The sequence below is a fragment of the Serratia sp. BNK-33-b genome (genome assembly GCF_048684565.1).
GTDB classification, from domain to species: Bacteria; Pseudomonadota; Gammaproteobacteria; order Enterobacterales; family Enterobacteriaceae; genus Serratia; species Serratia marcescens.
Genome location: NZ_JBLQTZ010000001.1, coordinates 2171347 through 2186090, shown reverse-complemented (window position 1 = coordinate 2186090; position 14744 = coordinate 2171347). Strand labels below are relative to the sequence as shown.

Sequence of the window (14744 nt, the reverse complement as noted above, 5' to 3'; positions counted from 1 at the left end):
GGATGATGAATAATGATCAAAATTGGCCGGTTGAATGGTAAACTCGCGGTCTACAACCCCATGCCCCTAGTGCCCCCCATTGAGAATGAGCACGATTTAAATGTCAGAAAAGCAATCCGTTAGCCAAAAAGAGCAGTACAACCTGAACAAATTGCAAAAGCGCCTGCGCCGCAACGTGGGCGAAGCGATCGCCGATTTCAATATGATTGAAGAAGGCGACCGCATCATGGTCTGTCTGTCCGGCGGCAAAGACAGCTACACCATGCTGGAGATCCTGCGCAATCTGCAGCAAAGCGCGCCGGTCAACTTCTCGCTGGTGGCGGTGAACCTCGATCAGAAACAGCCCGGCTTCCCGGAGCATATTCTGCCCGCCTATCTGGAAAGCCTGGGGGTGGAATACAAGATCGTCGAAGAAAACACCTACAGCATCGTTAAAGACAAGATCCCGGAAGGGAAAACCACTTGTTCACTGTGTTCGCGCCTGCGCCGCGGCATTCTGTACCGCACCGCCACCGAACTGGGCGCCACCAAGATCGCACTGGGCCACCACCGCGACGACATTCTGCAGACGCTGTTCCTCAACATGTTCTACGGCGGCAAGATGAAAGGCATGCCGCCCAAGCTGATGAGCGACGACGGCAAACACGTGGTCATCCGCCCGCTGGCCTATTGCCGCGAGAAAGACATCGAGCGTTTCTCGATTGCCAAAGCGTTCCCGATCATTCCATGCAACCTGTGCGGCTCGCAGCCTAATTTGCAGCGCCAGGTGATCGGCGACATGCTGCGCGACTGGGACAAGCGTTACCCAGGCCGGTTGGAAACCATGTTCAGCGCCATGCAGAACGTGGTGCCTTCGCACCTGAGCGATATCAACCTGTTCGATTTCAAAGGCATTCACCACGGCAGCGCCGTGGTGGACGGCGGCGATTTGGCCTTCGATCGCGAAGACATCCCGATGCAGCCGGTCGGCTGGCAGCCGGAAGACTCGGACGACGCAGCGCCTGCGCCAGAGCGTTTGAACGTGCTGGAAATCAAATAAGCCCCCTCGCCGCTTGCCATCCTGCGAGCGGCGACATTTCCCTTTCCCGACGATCTCGATCCTGTTCACAGTTTGCGCAAAATTTGCTGGGCAGTGCCGTTTTTACCCTATACTGTTTATTTATACAGTCATATGGAGATCGCGCAATGAATATCACCCCCTGCCTGTCCCACGTCTCGCTGGGCTCCAACGATTTCGAGGCCGCCGCCGCCTTTTACGATCGTGCGCTGGCCGCTTTGGGTTGCCGACGGGTGCTGGAGCATCCCGGCGCCATTGGTTACGGCCGCGACTACCCGGAGTTTTGGCTACAGGTGCCGATCGACGGCCGGCCGGCCTCACCCGGCAACGGCACGCACGTCGGTTTTTTCGCCACCAGCAAGCAACAGGTGGATGAATTCCATCGCCAGGCGCTGCTGGCCGGCGCCGTCGATGAAGGCGCGCCCGGTTCGCGGCCGCATTACGGCGAGGCTTACTACGGCTGCTTTGTTCGGGATTTGGATGGGCACAAGATTGAAGCCAGCTTCTGGGATGAAAGCGCGGCCTGAAGAAGAAAGGAAGCCGAATAAAAAAATGCCGGTGATTAAACCGGCATTGTACGAATCAAATGTGCTATGCAGTAATTCAAAAATAAGAAAGTAAGACAATTATGGAGCGCAACGCCCATCGCTTGACGTTGCATTCACCTGCGAGAGAGATCATGCCCCATTTCCCCCGGCTAAATGTTGATATTGCTCAATGTTAACCGGGTTTTCGTCATTTTTGCCTACAGCCAGCGGCTGCGCTTCAACCACCAGGCGACGCCAAGCACCAATCCGACCAGCATCAGGCAAAATGCCGCGAAACCGAAAGGATTACCGCCGCCCGGAATACCGCCAAGGTTGACCCCGAACAGCCCGGTCAGGAAAGTGGTGGGCAGAAATACCATCGCCAACAATGACATGGTGTAAGTGCGGCGGTTCATCGCGTCGGCCATCACCGTGGTGATTTCGTCGGACAAGATGGCGGTGCGTGCAATGCTGCCGTCCAGATCGTCCAATCCCCGTCCCAGGCGATCGGCGATATCCTGCATGCGGCGGCGATCGTCGTCGCTCATCCACGGCAGGCGGTCGCTGGCCAGCCGCGCGAAGACGTCGCGCTGCGGCGCCATGTAACGGCGCAGCACGATCAGCTGTTTACGGATCAGCGCCAGCTGGCCGCGCTCCGGCACCTGCTGCTCCAGCAAGGCGTCCTCCAGATCGATAATCTTGTCGTGCAGATCCTCGATAAATTCGCTGGTGTGATCGGTCAACGCATCGGAAATTTCCACCAGCCAGCTGCCGCTGTTGGTCGGCCCAGCGCCGCTTTGCAAATCGTTCACCACCTGATCGATGGAATACACCTTGCGGTGCCGGGTGGAGATAATCAGCTTGTCGGTGATATATACGCGGATGGTAACCAGCTGATCCGGCCGGGAATTAGCGTTAAAGTTGATGCTGCGCAGGGTGATCATGGTGCCTTCGCCCTGGCGGCTGACGCGCGGCCGTGAGCTTTCGCCGGAGAGTGCTTCGCGCACCGAGTCCGGCAGCAGCGGCGTGGTACTCAGCCATTCAGCGCTGGCCGGGTGCGCGTAATCAAGATGCAGCCAGCACGGCACGTCGCAGGTGATCTTGTCATCCTGTTCGATCGGCGTGACGCCCCCCTTGCCGTCGAGCTGGTAGGCGTAAACCGCATCGGCGACCTGCAGCTCGCTCCCCTCAATCACATCCATTCATTTATCCCCTCAGTCTTGCTTATGTTGCTGAGTCTAGCGTTAACGTCTTGGAGATCAAAGGCCAAGCTGTAACGCCAGTTTTCTCGTTGTCCCATAAACGTGTTCTATACTTCTGCCGCAAGGAACGCCAGACAGCCCGAGAGGAGACTCGCATGTTACCAATCAGCACCGCAGATATCTTGAAAGTCGTCTTACCGACCGTCATTACGCTGTTTATCGCCGTGGTCAAAACCCCTTTTCGCATTCGGCGGGAAAAACACGATAAGCTGCTCAAACTGCTCGAGTCTGTCGAGAAACCCCACGCCGCCCCCATTTGCCTGCTGCAGTTTCGAGACTATATGGGAAATAAAACCATCAGGCTGACGGCATTGCGGCTACTGCTGGCGCTGCCGGACAGCGTGACCGCGCTGGAACGTTATCGCTTCACCGGTGGCCGCCAGCAAATCCTGCGCGCCACGTCCGCAGGCTTCGTTTTGCGGCCAAACGCCGATAGCAAGTTCAAACGTTTTTTGCTTTCCGGCCGTTATTTCTTGCTGTACCTGCTGTTCGTCATGCTGCTGGTGCTATTGCTGGCACTGGCGCAATGGGGGCTGCGTGGGGTAGAAATCACCACCACGTCGATCACCTATCTGCCCGATGCGCGCATCGGCGACGGCTGGCAACTGCTGTTCCTCGGCTTATTGTTTACTATCATTATGCTTAGCCTGGTATTCATGATTTTCAGACAGTTGATGCTGGCGGGCAATCTCAGCTCGGAAAGCGCCTTTTATCGTTACTATCAACAGGCGCGTGAGGAACAACGATGTCGGGAACTCCTAAGACAAATGCGCGATGTTCTGTGCCGTATCTGATGGGGATGCGCCGCTTGTTTCGCCGCGCGATAGCGACGCTGCTGTTCGCCGGGCAAATGGCCTATGCGCAGCCGACGCTGGAGCGCATCGCCGTTCCGTTTCGCGTAGCGACGGCGGCGGGCGATTTTTCTTACTATGTCGCCCATGAGCACCGCCCCCAGCCGCGTACCGCGCTGGTGGTGATGCACGGGCATCCACGCGACGCCGCCAAGACGTTGCAAGCGGCGATCGATGCCGCGCAGGGAGCGGGAGGCAACAGCTTGCTGGTCGCCCCGCTGTTCCAGGTGCCGGTAAAACTCGCCGTCCACTGCCATTCCGCCGGTCTACCCCGGCCGCAAGACGGTGACGCTCTCTGGCGCTGCGGCTCGTGGATCGCAGGCGATTTGGATAATAGCGGGAAAACCGGCTCGTTCAACGCCATGGATAACCTGCTGGCCGATCTGAAACGGCGTTGGCCGTCGCTGCAGTCGATAACCGTGGCCGGTTTTTCCGCCGGCGCCCAGTTCGTGCAACATTATGTCGGCTTTGCTCAACCGCCAAGCGGAGTGCGTCTGCGCTATGTGGTGGCCGATCCCGGCAGCTGGCTCTATTTTGATCGTCTGCGCCCTCTGCCCACAAGCTGGGGAAGCTGCGGCAGTGAGAAAACCTGCCGCTTCCGCTGGCAAACGCTGGACGCCGGCCGCTGTCCGCAGGCCAATCGCTGGAAATTCGGTCTGGAAACGCTTCCCGCTCACCTGCAGCGCGCCGCAGACGCGGCTCGCCGGCGCTATGCTGCGGCCGATATCACCTATCTGGCCGCCGCCGATGATACCGGCACCGCGCCGGGCGCCTACTATCGGATACTCGACAAATCCTGCGCCGCCCAGCTGCAGGGCCCCTATCGATTGCAGCGCGCCCTGGCCTACGCCGACTACGATCGGCGTTACCTGGCGCCCCAGAAGCCGCATCGGTTAACGATCGTTCCCGGCTGCGGGCACAATGTCGCCTGCGTCTTTCCCGCCCCGACGGCCAGGCAGGCGCTTTTCCCCATTAATGCAGACTAATAATAACGGCAATGAAATAAACCCTTGCCGATAAATCGGACAATATCGCCGATAAAGCGCTGGCAATAGCGTTATTATTATGACTTAACATATTGCTATCAATTTTAATTCAAAATGATAATAATAAATCAACACAAAGCTGTTTCAGCGCAAATTTTAGGGGCATATACTTTTCTCACTACGAGGAGGTAGTTATGTTACGCGACCATTTAAAAATAAACGCCAGCGATACGCTGGAAAAAATCAGCAATATCCATTTGCAAAACCAGGGCCAGGAAGAGATCAGTGAGTTCGTGGTGAAAAACGCCGCCGGCCTGCAGATTGGCAAGGTCTCCGTCCACGATCGTTTCAGCACTCGTCGCTCTTACCCCACCAGCTACCGCATCACCCAAACCGACATGAGTGGCCGTGTGGTGGTGGATGCCATGCGGGACTGTCTATAAGCGTAACCACTCGCTGAAATAGCGAAACAATAATGTGATGATGGCAACCCTGTTTATTATTAAACGGGGTTTATCGCGTGGAAAAATTAATTACCTTCGTTGTTGCAGCGTCGAGAAAATAAAGCCCCCGCATTAGACGGGGGCGATCAATAAATCGACTCAGTGTTTGATGATATACATCGTTTGACTATAGGCCACGTCTTCCGGATTGGTGATCGGGTAGCCTTTTACCCACGGTTTGATCAGGCGGCCGTTGGTGTATTGGTAAATCGGCGCGATCGGCGCCTGATCGGCAATGATCTGTTCCATTTTGTTGTAATCGGCGGTCACCGCCGCCGGATTGGTTTCCCGCCCCGCCTGCGCCAGCAGCTTGTCGTAGTCCGCGTTCTTGAACTTGGCGATGTTGCCGCTGTGGGTGGAGGTCAGCAGCGACAGGAAGGTCGACGCCTCGTTATAGTCACCCACCCAGGAGGCGCGGATCACATCAAAATTGCCGGTGTTGCGGCTGTCGATATAGGTTTTCCACTCCTGATTCTGCAGCTTGACGTCAATACCGAGCTTTTTCTTCCACATCGAGGCCACGGCGATGGCGATCTTCTGGTGGCTTTCCGAGGTGTTATACAGCAGCGTCAGTTTCAGCGGGTTGTTCGGGCCGTAACCGGCCGCCTGCAGCAACGCCTTGGCCTGTGCATCCAACTCCGCCTGTGATTGCTGTTGCAGCAAGCTCGCTTCCGGTTTGAACCCGGCGGTCACATCCGGCGTGAAGTGATAGGCCGGTTTTTCGCCGGTGCCCAGCACTTTTTCCGCGATAATCTTGCGATCGATGGCGTAGGACAAAGCCTGGCGCACCCGCACGTCGTTGGTTGGCGCGCGCTGGGTGTTGAACGCGTAGTAATAGGTGCCCAGTTGATCCGGCGTGTACACCTGCCCCGGAATGTCTTTCAGCAGCTTCTGATACATGTTTTTCGGGAAGGATTCGGTGATGTCGATGTCACCCGCCAGGTAACGCTTGGTGGCGTTGGATTCCTGGTTGATCGGCACGAAGGTCACTTTAGTCAGTACGGTACGCGCATGATCCCAGTAATGGTCGTTAGGCGTCAGCACCAGCTTCTCGTTCACCACCCGCTCCTGCAGTTTGAACGCGCCGTTGCCCACCAGATTGCCGACCTTGGTCCAATCATTGCCGTATTTTTCCACCACCGTCTTATTGACCGGGAACAGGCTGAAGTTGGCCGTCAGGCTGACGAAGTACGGCACCGGTTTGTCCAGCTGCACTTTAAGCGTGTAGTCGTCCGGCGCCGACACGCCTAAACGATCGGCCGGCAATTTGCCGCTGATGATCTGCTCGGCGTTCTGGATCCCCGCCAGCTGCGCGAACCAGGCGAACGGCGACAGGTTTTTCGGCTCTACCAGCCGCTGCCAGCTGTAAACGAAATCCTTCGCCGTAACAGGGTCACCGTTTGACCACCGCGCGTCTTTGCGCAGATGGAAGATATAAGTCTGGTTGTCGCTGGTCTGCCAACGCGTGGCGACGCCGGGGATCACTTTACCGCTGGCGTCCTGATTGACCAGCCCTTCGAACAAATCGCGCGCCAGCTGAGCCTCCGGCAAGCCTACCGCTTTGATCGGATCGAGCGAGGCCGGTTCGTCTTTAATGTGGCGCACGATTTCCTGTTTGGCCGCCAACGCGGTGCCCGGGGGAACCTGCGCCGCCATAGCGCTGCTCATACAGGCGCCGATCGCCGCCGCGCAAAGCGCCAAACGAAAACCCCGTTGCATTCTTCTTCCCGTCATTATGATTTTCCCCCGTTAACCATCTGAATTTTTTATCATATAGCACAAGATCCATCCGGCCTAGAGCCCGCGGTCGAGAAGTTGCAAAAAGTGCGATTCAGGCGATAAAAAACCCGTGCGGCGCAGGGCGGCACGGGCGGTGTTTGCAGCGGCGACCGTCAGTCGTACAGGTGGATGCTGTTGATGCGGTAGCTGAACTCTTCGCCCTCTTCTTCATCGAACACGGTGAAAAAGCCTTTCTCGGCCAGCGGACGAGCCGAGATATCGGTTTTTTGCAGCTGGCGCGCGTCGGCGTCGTCATAACCGTAGTCGAGGTAGAAGGCATCTTTCTGGTAATCGATATGCAGGGTGAACGGATAGTTCGATTCGTCACCGCGCCCGTCGTCGTTTTTCACCACGCCGAACCATTCCCCCTGGCGGATCTGGTTTTCAGCGTCCACGCCGCACAGCAGCGTGATGGTGTCATTTTCATTTTCGCTATAGCTGGCGATGATTCTGGCTACTGGCATGTTAAATCCTCTTGCGGGTGATTGGCTTAGCACTGCCGTTAGTATAACAATAGCGTCAGGCCAGGTGCGGTTTAATTGGCGTTTTCACCGCAGCGGCCTCACAGATCGCGCAAACGCCGCACAATTGCGATGGGAAAGATGTCTCAAAGCGTAATACACTGAATAAAATGACAATGACTCTCGACCTTTCATCCAGGGACAACACCATGACCGAACATCGACCACGCAGTGAACGTGGCCAGTTGGCCATCGCAGGAGAGAACTACGGCAGCTCGCTGCTGGGCGCGCCGCTGCTCTATTTCCCGGCGGCGAACGGCGGGCCGCAGACCGGGCTGATCATCGCCGGCACCCACGGCGATGAGAGCGCCGCCATCGTGACCCTGTCCTGCGCGCTGCGCAGCATCGCCCCCGAGCAGTTGCGCCACCACGTGGTGCTGGCGGTCAACCCCGACGGCTGCCAGCTGGGGCTGCGCGCCAATGCCAACGGCGTCGATCTGAACCGCAACTTCCCGGCCGCCAACTGGCGCTCCGGCGACACCGTCTACCGTTGGAACAGCGCGGCGCCGGTGCGCGACGTCAAACTCTCCACCGGCGGGCGCCCCGGTTCCGAACCGGAAACCCAGGCGCTGTGTCACCTGATCCATCGCCTGAAGCCGCACTGGGTGGTGTCGTTCCACGAGCCGCTGGCCTGCATCGAAGATCCCGCCAGTTCGCGGCTCGGCGTTTGGCTGTCGCACAAGTTCGAGCTGCCGCTGGTGACCAGCGTCGGTTATGAAACGCCCGGCTCGTTCGGCAGCTGGTGCGCGGATCTGTCGCTGCCGTGCATCACCGCCGAATTCCCGCCGATCTCCGCCGATGCCGCCAGCGAGCGTTACATCGACGCGATGACCGAGCTGTTGACCTACCCGAATTAATCCCTACGGGGCGATATCGACGATCGCCCCGCATTCGAACGCCAGGCCCGGTTCGGCGTCCCGCGCCAGCCAGGTCGGGCCGTCCAGATCGACGAAGCGCGCCGCCGGCGCCAGCGGCAAGGCAGCGGATATCGCCCGCGACGTACACAACATGCAGCCGAGCATGATGGCGAACCCTTGTTCGCGCGCGGCCTGCGCCAGCGCCAACGCCTCGGTCAAGCCGCCGGTTTTGTCCAATTTGATGTTGACCATCTGATAGCGCTGCGCCAACTGCGGCAGATCGGCGCGGGTGTGGCAGCTTTCATCGGCGCAGATCGGCAGCGGATGAATAAAGTGCTCCAACGCGGCGTCGTCACCGGCCGGCAACGGTTGCTCCAGCATCGCCACGCCGAGATCGGCCAGCAGCTGGCAGCGCGCCGCCAGCCCTTCCGCCTGCCATGACTCATTGGCGTCGACGATCAGCGTCGTCTGCGGCACCGCGGCGCGGATCGCCACCAGCCGCTCGCTGATATAGTGATCGTCGAGTTTGATCTTCAGCAGTGTGGCGCCCTGCCGCTCCAGCTCGCGCGCGGCGAAGGCCATCGCTTCCGGCGTGCCAATGCTGACGGTCTGCGCCATGCGGATCTGCGCCGGCGCCGTCACGCCGCTGCGCTGCCACAGGCTCTGCCCGTGCAGCCTGCACTCCAGATCCCACAGCGCCGAATCCAGCGCGTTGCGGGCCGCGCCCGCCGGCATCTGCGTCAGCAGCTGCTCGCGGGTGATGCCCCGCGCGATCGCCGGCGCCATCTCTGCCAGCTGCGCCATCACCGATTCCTCGCTCTCGCCGTAGCGCGGATACGGTGTGCATTCACCGGTGCCGCGCACGCCCTGCTGTTCGATTTCGACCACCACCACCCGGGCTTCGGTGCGGCTGCCGCGCGCAATCACGAAGGCGGTATGCAGCGGCCAGGCTTCCGGGTAAAAACGCATGTCTCTCATAACGGCTCCTGAGCGAAAACTGCGCATTCAGCCAGGCTGATGCGCCGGTGATGTTTTATAGAACAGTCTAATATATACAACTATTTAGCAAACTTTGATATCCAATCCGTCCCGGTTGTCATAAACTGGCGCCAGGGTGTGAACCTGATGTTAACTGCCGTTGTCGGCGCGCCGTTTCATCAGGTTCATACCCTTTGTATAAACACCTGTAAAAGGAATCTAGCAATGACTCAGACAGTACATTTTCAAGGCAATCCGGTCGGCGTAGCGGGCAAGCTGCCACAGCAGGGCGAACAGGCCAAGGCCTTCTCGCTGGTTGCCAAAGACCTGTCAGACGTGGCGCTGAGCAGCTTCGCGGGTAAACGCAAAGTCCTGAACATCTTCCCAAGCATCGATACCGGCGTCTGCGCGACGTCGGTGCGTAAATTCAACCAGCTGGCCAGCGGCCTGGATAACACCGTGGTGCTGTGCATCTCCGCCGATCTCCCGTTCGCGCAGTCTCGTTTCTGCGGCGCGGAAGGCCTGAGCAACGTGGTCACCCTGTCCACCCTGCGCGGCGCCGAGTTCAAGCAGGCGTACGGCGTCGAAATCACCGAAGGCCCATTGGCGGGCCTGACCGCGCGCGCGGTCGTGGTGCTGGATGGCCAGGACAACGTACTGTACAGCGAGCTGGTGAACGAAATCACCACCGAGCCGGACTACGACGCGGCGCTGGCTGCGCTGAAATAACAAAGCCGGCGAACGCCGGCTTTGGAAACACGCTAAAGGCGCCGCAAGGCGCCTTTTTTATTCTTCGCCCTCAGCGCCGCCTTTGCGGCTGCTCAGGCCATACTCGCGCAGCTTGTTGGCAATGGCGGTATGGGAAACGCCCAACCGCTTCGCCAGCTTGCGGGTGCTGGGATAGGTGCGATACAGGCGCGTCAGCACCGAGCGCTCGAAACGCTTGCTGATGTCGTCCAGCGAGCCGTCCAGCACCTCGTCGCCCAACGACATCTCCACCTCGAACTCCGGCAACACGATGTCCTGCGGCCGCAGCTCGTAGCCTTCGGTTTGCGTCAGCGCGCGGTAGATGGCGTTTTTCAGCTGACGCACGTTGCCCGGCCAGCCGTATTTGCTGAGGAAGCCGCCCAGATCGCTCGCCAGCTTGGGCCGCGCTACGCCCTGTTCATCGGCGAAGCGCGCCACGAACAGTTCGGTCAGCGGCATGATGTCCTGCGGACGTTCGCGCAGCGGCGGGATGGTGATGGTCAGCACGTTGAGGCGATAATAGAGGTCTTCGCGGAATTCGCCGCGCTGCACCAGCTCGGTGAGGTTTTTCTGGGTGGCGCAGATCACGCGCACGTCGACGTGCACCTCATGCTCCTCACCGACGCGACGGAACGTGCCGTCGTTGAGGAAACGCAGCAGTTTGGTCTGCATGCGCGGCGACATTTCGCCGATCTCATCCAGCAGCACCGAACCGCCGTTGGCCTGCTCGAAGAAGCCTTTCTTGCCTTCCAGCGCGTTGGGATAAGCGCCCGGCGCATGGCCGAACAGCTCGCTCTCCACCACGTCATCCGGCAGCGCGGCGCAGTTCAGCGCCAGGAACGGCTGTTTGCCGCGCGGGCTGCGTAAATGGCAGGCGCGGGCCAGAATATCCTTGCCGGTGCCGGTATCGCCGACGATCAGCAGCGGCGCATCGAGCATCGCCAGCTTGCGCGCCTGCTCCAGCACATGACGCATCTTGGCGCTCACCGCGACGATGTGGTCGAATTCGGTATCGTCGTTCACCGACAGATTTTGCAGTTGGCGGCCCATGCGCGCGGTGGACTTCAGCATCACCACCGCGCCAACCGCGGCCGGCTGCTGCTGTTGGTCTTCCAGATAAATCGGCGTGATGTCCATCAGGAAATCCTGGCTGCGGATCACCACCCGCTCGGCGTGCGGCGCCGTATGCTCGCTCTCCAGCCAACGGCTGAAGTTATAGCCGCCGATCAGCGCCCCGGCGGTCTGGTTGCGGATCTTGTCTTCGCTCAGGCTGAACAGCGCCTGCGCCGCCGGGTTGGCCAGCTCGACCTTGCCTTTCATGTCGATCGAGAACACCGGTTCCGGCATCGACTCCAGCAGCGCACGCAGCGCGCGATGCTCGCGTTCGGAAGGCATAAAGCTGACGGTGCGCACGTCGGTTACGCCGGCGATGCGGCGGATCTCCGCCATCAACGCGCGGAAAGTATCGAAATCCAGCTGGGAGAAATTGAGGTAAATGCGGCCGATGGGATCGATTTCGATGCCACGTAAGTCAATGCTGCGCGATACCAAAAGATCGAGTAATTCTCGAGTGAGACCGAGGCGGTCTTCGCAAAATACTTCCAAACGCATCAGTGTTGGCCTTATCTCTGCAGGTGCGGGGATCGTTGACGATGATGATACTCCCTCGCACCGGGCGGTAGAAGCGATCTGTCAGCAAAAGTTGACAGAACTCTGATTTATTGCCGTGGTTGCTGATTTTAAACGCAAGCGGATAACAGCATCGGCGTCATTTTAGCCTACAAACAGAGAGTTATCACAACCAGAATTAATTTTGCAGAGATTTATCACGTAATCACAGGGGGATCGACTGTCGTCAAGTCTCGATTACGTCCGGCGTCGGCGCCGTTGAGAAAACGGCGCTCCTGAGAGCGCCGTCGCGGGGTTATTTGGCCTTGCCGTCGCTCTTTTTCAGCGTATCTTTCAACTGGCCGATCAGCTGGCTGCGGAAATCGCCAAGCTTCGGTTTTTCCCCTTCCAGCCACGGCAGCGGGCGGCACAGTTCCATCGCCTTGATGCCCAACCGCGCGGTCAACAACCCGGCGCCAATGCCCTGCGCCGCGCGCGCCGACAGCCGCGCCGCCAGATCCTGCGACATCCAGTCCATGCCCACTTCGCGCACCAGTTCGGAGGCGCCGGCGAAGGCGATGTTGAGCAGCACCAGCCGGAACAGACGAATGCGGCTGAAGTAGCCCAACTCGATGCCGTACAGCGCGGCGATGCGGTTAATCAAACGGATGTTGCGCCAGGCAATAAACGCCATATCCACCAGCGCCAACGGGCTGACGGCGATCATCAGCGTCGACTCGGCGGCGGAGCGGCTGATTTCGCGCCGCGCCTGGTTGTCGAGCACCGGCTGCACCAGTTTGGCGTACAGCTCCACCACTTCACGATCGTTTTGCGTTTCATGCAGCGACGCCTGCCAGCGCTGCAGTGCCGGATGCCCCTGATCCAGACCGGCCTGGCGCGCCAGCTTCTCGCAGAATTCGCGCCCTTGCCCCAGCCCGTGGCTGTGCAACAGCTCGCGCGCCACGTCGCGCTCTTCCGCGCGCTGGCGCAGCCGATACAAACGCCGCCACTCGGTGACCACCGAACCGACGCCGGCGAACACGATCAGGCCGCCGGCCACGCCGCCGCCCATGGCGATCCAGTCCTGCTGCACCCAGGCGGTATGCACCCACTGCACGCCCTGCGCCACTACGCTGACGCCGAACAGCGCCAGGCCGGCGGTGACCATTTTGCGCCACAGGCTGCGTTTAGGTTTCAGCGCGGCGTTAATGATGCCTTCGGCGCGCCCTTCTTCCTCTTCCTGCTGCAGCTCCGGCGCCGCCGGAAAGAAGCTTTCCGCCTGTTCGGCATCGAAAGCGACGCCGGCGCGCAACGCCGGCTCCTGCGGCGGCTGCAGCGGCTCGTCAAAATCGATACGCGGTTTGATCGGCTCGCTCATCGCAATTTGTCTCCCAATAAAAACTCCATCACCGCATCCAGACGGATGTGCGGCAACGGGCTGTCCACGCTCATGGCGCGCGGACGAAACTCATCGAAGTGGAACCCCTGGCTCTGCCAGAACGCCGGCCCCGGCAGACGGGCGGGCACCTCGCCGGGGAACACCGTCAGCGGCGCGCCGTCGCTCAGGCGGTTGCCCTTCAGCGCCGGGATACGCTGCCCCTGATGATCGACGATGCCGCTCTCGGTCGCCTGCACCGAGGCCAGGCCGACGCAATCCATGCTGATGCCTTCGAACGCCGCATTCTGCCACGCCTCTTGCACCAGCTGTTGCAGCAACGACACCAGATTGGCGTGCTGATCGGCGGTGATATGGTCCGCCTTGGTGGCGGCGAACATCAGTTTGTCGATGGTCGGCGAGAACAAGCGGCGAAACAGCGTGCGCTTGCCGTAATGGAAGCTCTGCATCAGCTGGGTCAGCGCCAGACGCATGTCGTTGAACGCCTGCGGGCCGCTGTTGAGCGGCTGCAGGCAGTCAACCAGCACGATTTGCCGATCGAAACGAACGAAGTGTTCTTTGTAGAAGTTTTTGACGATCGACTGGCAGTAATAGTTGAAGCGAGCGCGCAACATGCCGATGTTGGTGTGTTTGTCGGCCTGCGCCAGCTTCGATTCGCCGATAGTGGCCACGTCAGGCCACGGGAAAAACTGCAGCGCCGGCGCGCCGGCCATATCGCCCGGCAGCACGAAACGCCCCGGCTGAATGAAGTGCAGCCCTTCGCTTTTGCAGCGCAGCAGATAATCGGTGTAGGCCTGGGCGATCGCCGCCAGGCGGTTTTCGTCGACCGGCGCCAGCGGATCGCAGGCTTTGCACAGCTCAAGCCAGGGCTTGGCCCATTCGGCGCGCTCGCCCTGCAGCAGCCCGGTCATCTGGCGCGACCAGGCCAGGTAATCCTGCTCGAGCATCGGCAGATCAAGCAACCATTCACCGGGATAATCGACGATCTCCAGGTACAGCGTGGAGGTGTCTTTGAAGTGGCGCAGCAGCGAGTCGTTGGAACGGTAGCGCAACGCCAGCCGGATTTCGCTGACGCCGCGCGTCGGCGTCGGCCAGGCCGGCGGCGTGCCGTACAGCTGCGCCAGCCCTTCATCATAGGTGAAACGCTGGATGCCGAGATCGCGCTGCGGGATGCGTTTAACGCCCAGCAGGCGCTCTTCGCGCACCGGTGAAAACAGCGGCATGCGCGCGCCGCTGTGCACATGCAGCAGTTGGTTAACGAAGGCGGTGATAAAGGCGGTTTTGCCGCTGCGGCTCAGGCCGGTCACCGCCAGGCGCAGATGGCGATCCATTCCGCGGTTGACCAGCGAGGTTAACTCATTTTGCAGTCGTTTCATTGCTCTCCTTGACGTAACGCCCGAATGCCTTGTTCAGACCTTTACGGAACAGCGGTTCCAACACCAGCGCCAGCACGAAGCGCACCGGTTTGCGGCCGACGGTCTTCAACAGCCAGCCGGCGGCGCCCGCCGGGCCATAGTTCAGTAACGCTATGATGATGACTTTAGCCAATGTCTTCAACATTGCCGCCGCTCCTCGTTTAAATCCACCCGTTCTGGCGGTGTTCGCGACATCGATTTTATTCATGACAATGCCCTCCGGCACAAGACGATTAAGATGACCCTCAACGGGATAA

15 protein-coding genes are annotated in these 14744 nt (G+C 59.7%); 7 read left to right on the top strand and 8 right to left on the bottom strand.

What is annotated here, in order from left to right; all coding sequences use genetic code 11:
• Positions 1 to 100 precede the first annotated feature (100 nt).
• Complete coding sequence (ttcA, locus tag ACMGGK_RS10455; protein ID WP_004930494.1) at positions 101 to 1039, top strand: tRNA 2-thiocytidine(32) synthetase TtcA; 939 nt, start codon at positions 101 to 103, stop codon at positions 1037 to 1039.
• Between the two features lie 146 nt (positions 1040 to 1185).
• Entirely contained in the window at positions 1186 to 1584 is a 399-nt protein-coding gene (locus tag ACMGGK_RS10450; RefSeq protein WP_004930496.1) for a VOC family protein, read from the top strand.
• A gap of 218 nt (positions 1585 to 1802) precedes the next feature.
• On the opposite strand, the gene zntB is transcribed toward ACMGGK_RS10450, so the two are convergent.
• Entirely contained in the window at positions 1803 to 2786 is a 984-nt protein-coding gene (gene zntB, locus ACMGGK_RS10445; RefSeq protein WP_143779042.1) for a zinc transporter ZntB, read from the bottom strand.
• A 50-nt stretch (positions 2787 to 2836) separates the two neighbouring features.
• Here zntB and ACMGGK_RS10440 point away from each other — a divergent pair, with 50 nt between their 5' ends.
• From ACMGGK_RS10440 to ACMGGK_RS10430, 3 genes are all read left to right on the top strand, one after another.
• Entirely contained in the window at positions 2837 to 3640 is an 804-nt protein-coding gene (locus ACMGGK_RS10440; RefSeq protein WP_420276867.1) for a hypothetical protein, read from the top strand.
• Entirely contained in the window at positions 3592 to 4683 is a 1092-nt protein-coding gene (locus tag ACMGGK_RS10435) for a hypothetical protein (RefSeq protein WP_420276866.1), read from the top strand. The genes ACMGGK_RS10440 and ACMGGK_RS10435 overlap by 49 nt, the downstream gene beginning before the upstream one ends.
• A 194-nt stretch (positions 4684 to 4877) precedes the next feature.
• The gene (locus ACMGGK_RS10430) at positions 4878 to 5126 is read left to right on the top strand and encodes a hypothetical protein (protein ID WP_004930507.1); all 249 of its coding nucleotides are present in this window, start codon (positions 4878 to 4880) and stop codon (positions 5124 to 5126) included.
• Positions 5127 to 5285: 159 nt separating this feature from the next.
• Here the strand turns inward: ACMGGK_RS10430 and ACMGGK_RS10425 are convergent, their stop codons facing one another.
• Positions 5286 to 6920, bottom strand: a complete 1635-nt coding sequence (locus tag ACMGGK_RS10425) for a peptide ABC transporter substrate-binding protein (protein WP_033640165.1) — start codon at positions 6918 to 6920, stop codon at positions 5286 to 5288.
• A gap of 158 nt (positions 6921 to 7078) precedes the next feature.
• On the bottom strand, positions 7079 to 7429 hold the full coding sequence (locus tag ACMGGK_RS10420; RefSeq protein WP_015378006.1) for a hypothetical protein: 351 nt from the start codon (positions 7427 to 7429) through the stop codon (positions 7079 to 7081).
• A gap of 206 nt (positions 7430 to 7635) precedes the next feature.
• Between ACMGGK_RS10420 and mpaA the strand changes: the two genes are divergently transcribed.
• Entirely contained in the window at positions 7636 to 8343 is a 708-nt protein-coding gene (mpaA, locus tag ACMGGK_RS10415) for a murein tripeptide amidase MpaA (RefSeq protein ID WP_028128339.1), read from the top strand.
• A gap of 3 nt (positions 8344 to 8346) precedes the next feature.
• On the opposite strand, the gene ycjG is transcribed toward mpaA, so the two are convergent.
• The gene (gene ycjG / locus ACMGGK_RS10410; RefSeq protein ID WP_033640164.1) at positions 8347 to 9321 is read right to left on the bottom strand and encodes an L-Ala-D/L-Glu epimerase; all 975 of its coding nucleotides are present in this window, start codon (positions 9319 to 9321) and stop codon (positions 8347 to 8349) included.
• 225 nt (positions 9322 to 9546) lie between these two features.
• Between ycjG and tpx the strand changes: the two genes are divergently transcribed.
• A complete protein-coding gene (gene tpx, locus ACMGGK_RS10405; protein WP_016927561.1) occupies positions 9547 to 10050 on the top strand; it encodes a thiol peroxidase in 504 nt (167 codons plus the stop codon).
• Positions 10051 to 10107: 57 nt separating this feature from the next.
• On the opposite strand, the gene tyrR is transcribed toward tpx, so the two are convergent.
• The 4 genes from tyrR to pspD all read right to left on the bottom strand — a co-directional run bounded on the left by tyrR (position 10108) and on the right by pspD (position 14695).
• Positions 10108 to 11679 (bottom strand): transcriptional regulator TyrR, encoded by a 1572-nt coding sequence (gene tyrR, locus ACMGGK_RS10400; protein ID WP_033634193.1) that lies wholly within the window; start codon positions 11677 to 11679, stop codon positions 10108 to 10110.
• A 313-nt stretch (positions 11680 to 11992) separates the two neighbouring features.
• Entirely contained in the window at positions 11993 to 13054 is a 1062-nt protein-coding gene (locus ACMGGK_RS10395) for a YcjF family protein (RefSeq protein WP_004930545.1), read from the bottom strand.
• A complete protein-coding gene (locus ACMGGK_RS10390) occupies positions 13051 to 14448 on the bottom strand; it encodes a YcjX family protein (RefSeq protein ID WP_016927559.1) in 1398 nt (465 codons plus the stop codon). The genes ACMGGK_RS10395 and ACMGGK_RS10390 overlap by 4 nt, the downstream gene beginning before the upstream one ends.
• Complete coding sequence (gene pspD / locus ACMGGK_RS10385) at positions 14429 to 14695, bottom strand: phage shock protein PspD (RefSeq protein WP_031299672.1); 267 nt, start codon at positions 14693 to 14695, stop codon at positions 14429 to 14431. The genes ACMGGK_RS10390 and pspD overlap by 20 nt, the downstream gene beginning before the upstream one ends.
• Positions 14696 to 14744: the final 49 nt, after the last annotated feature.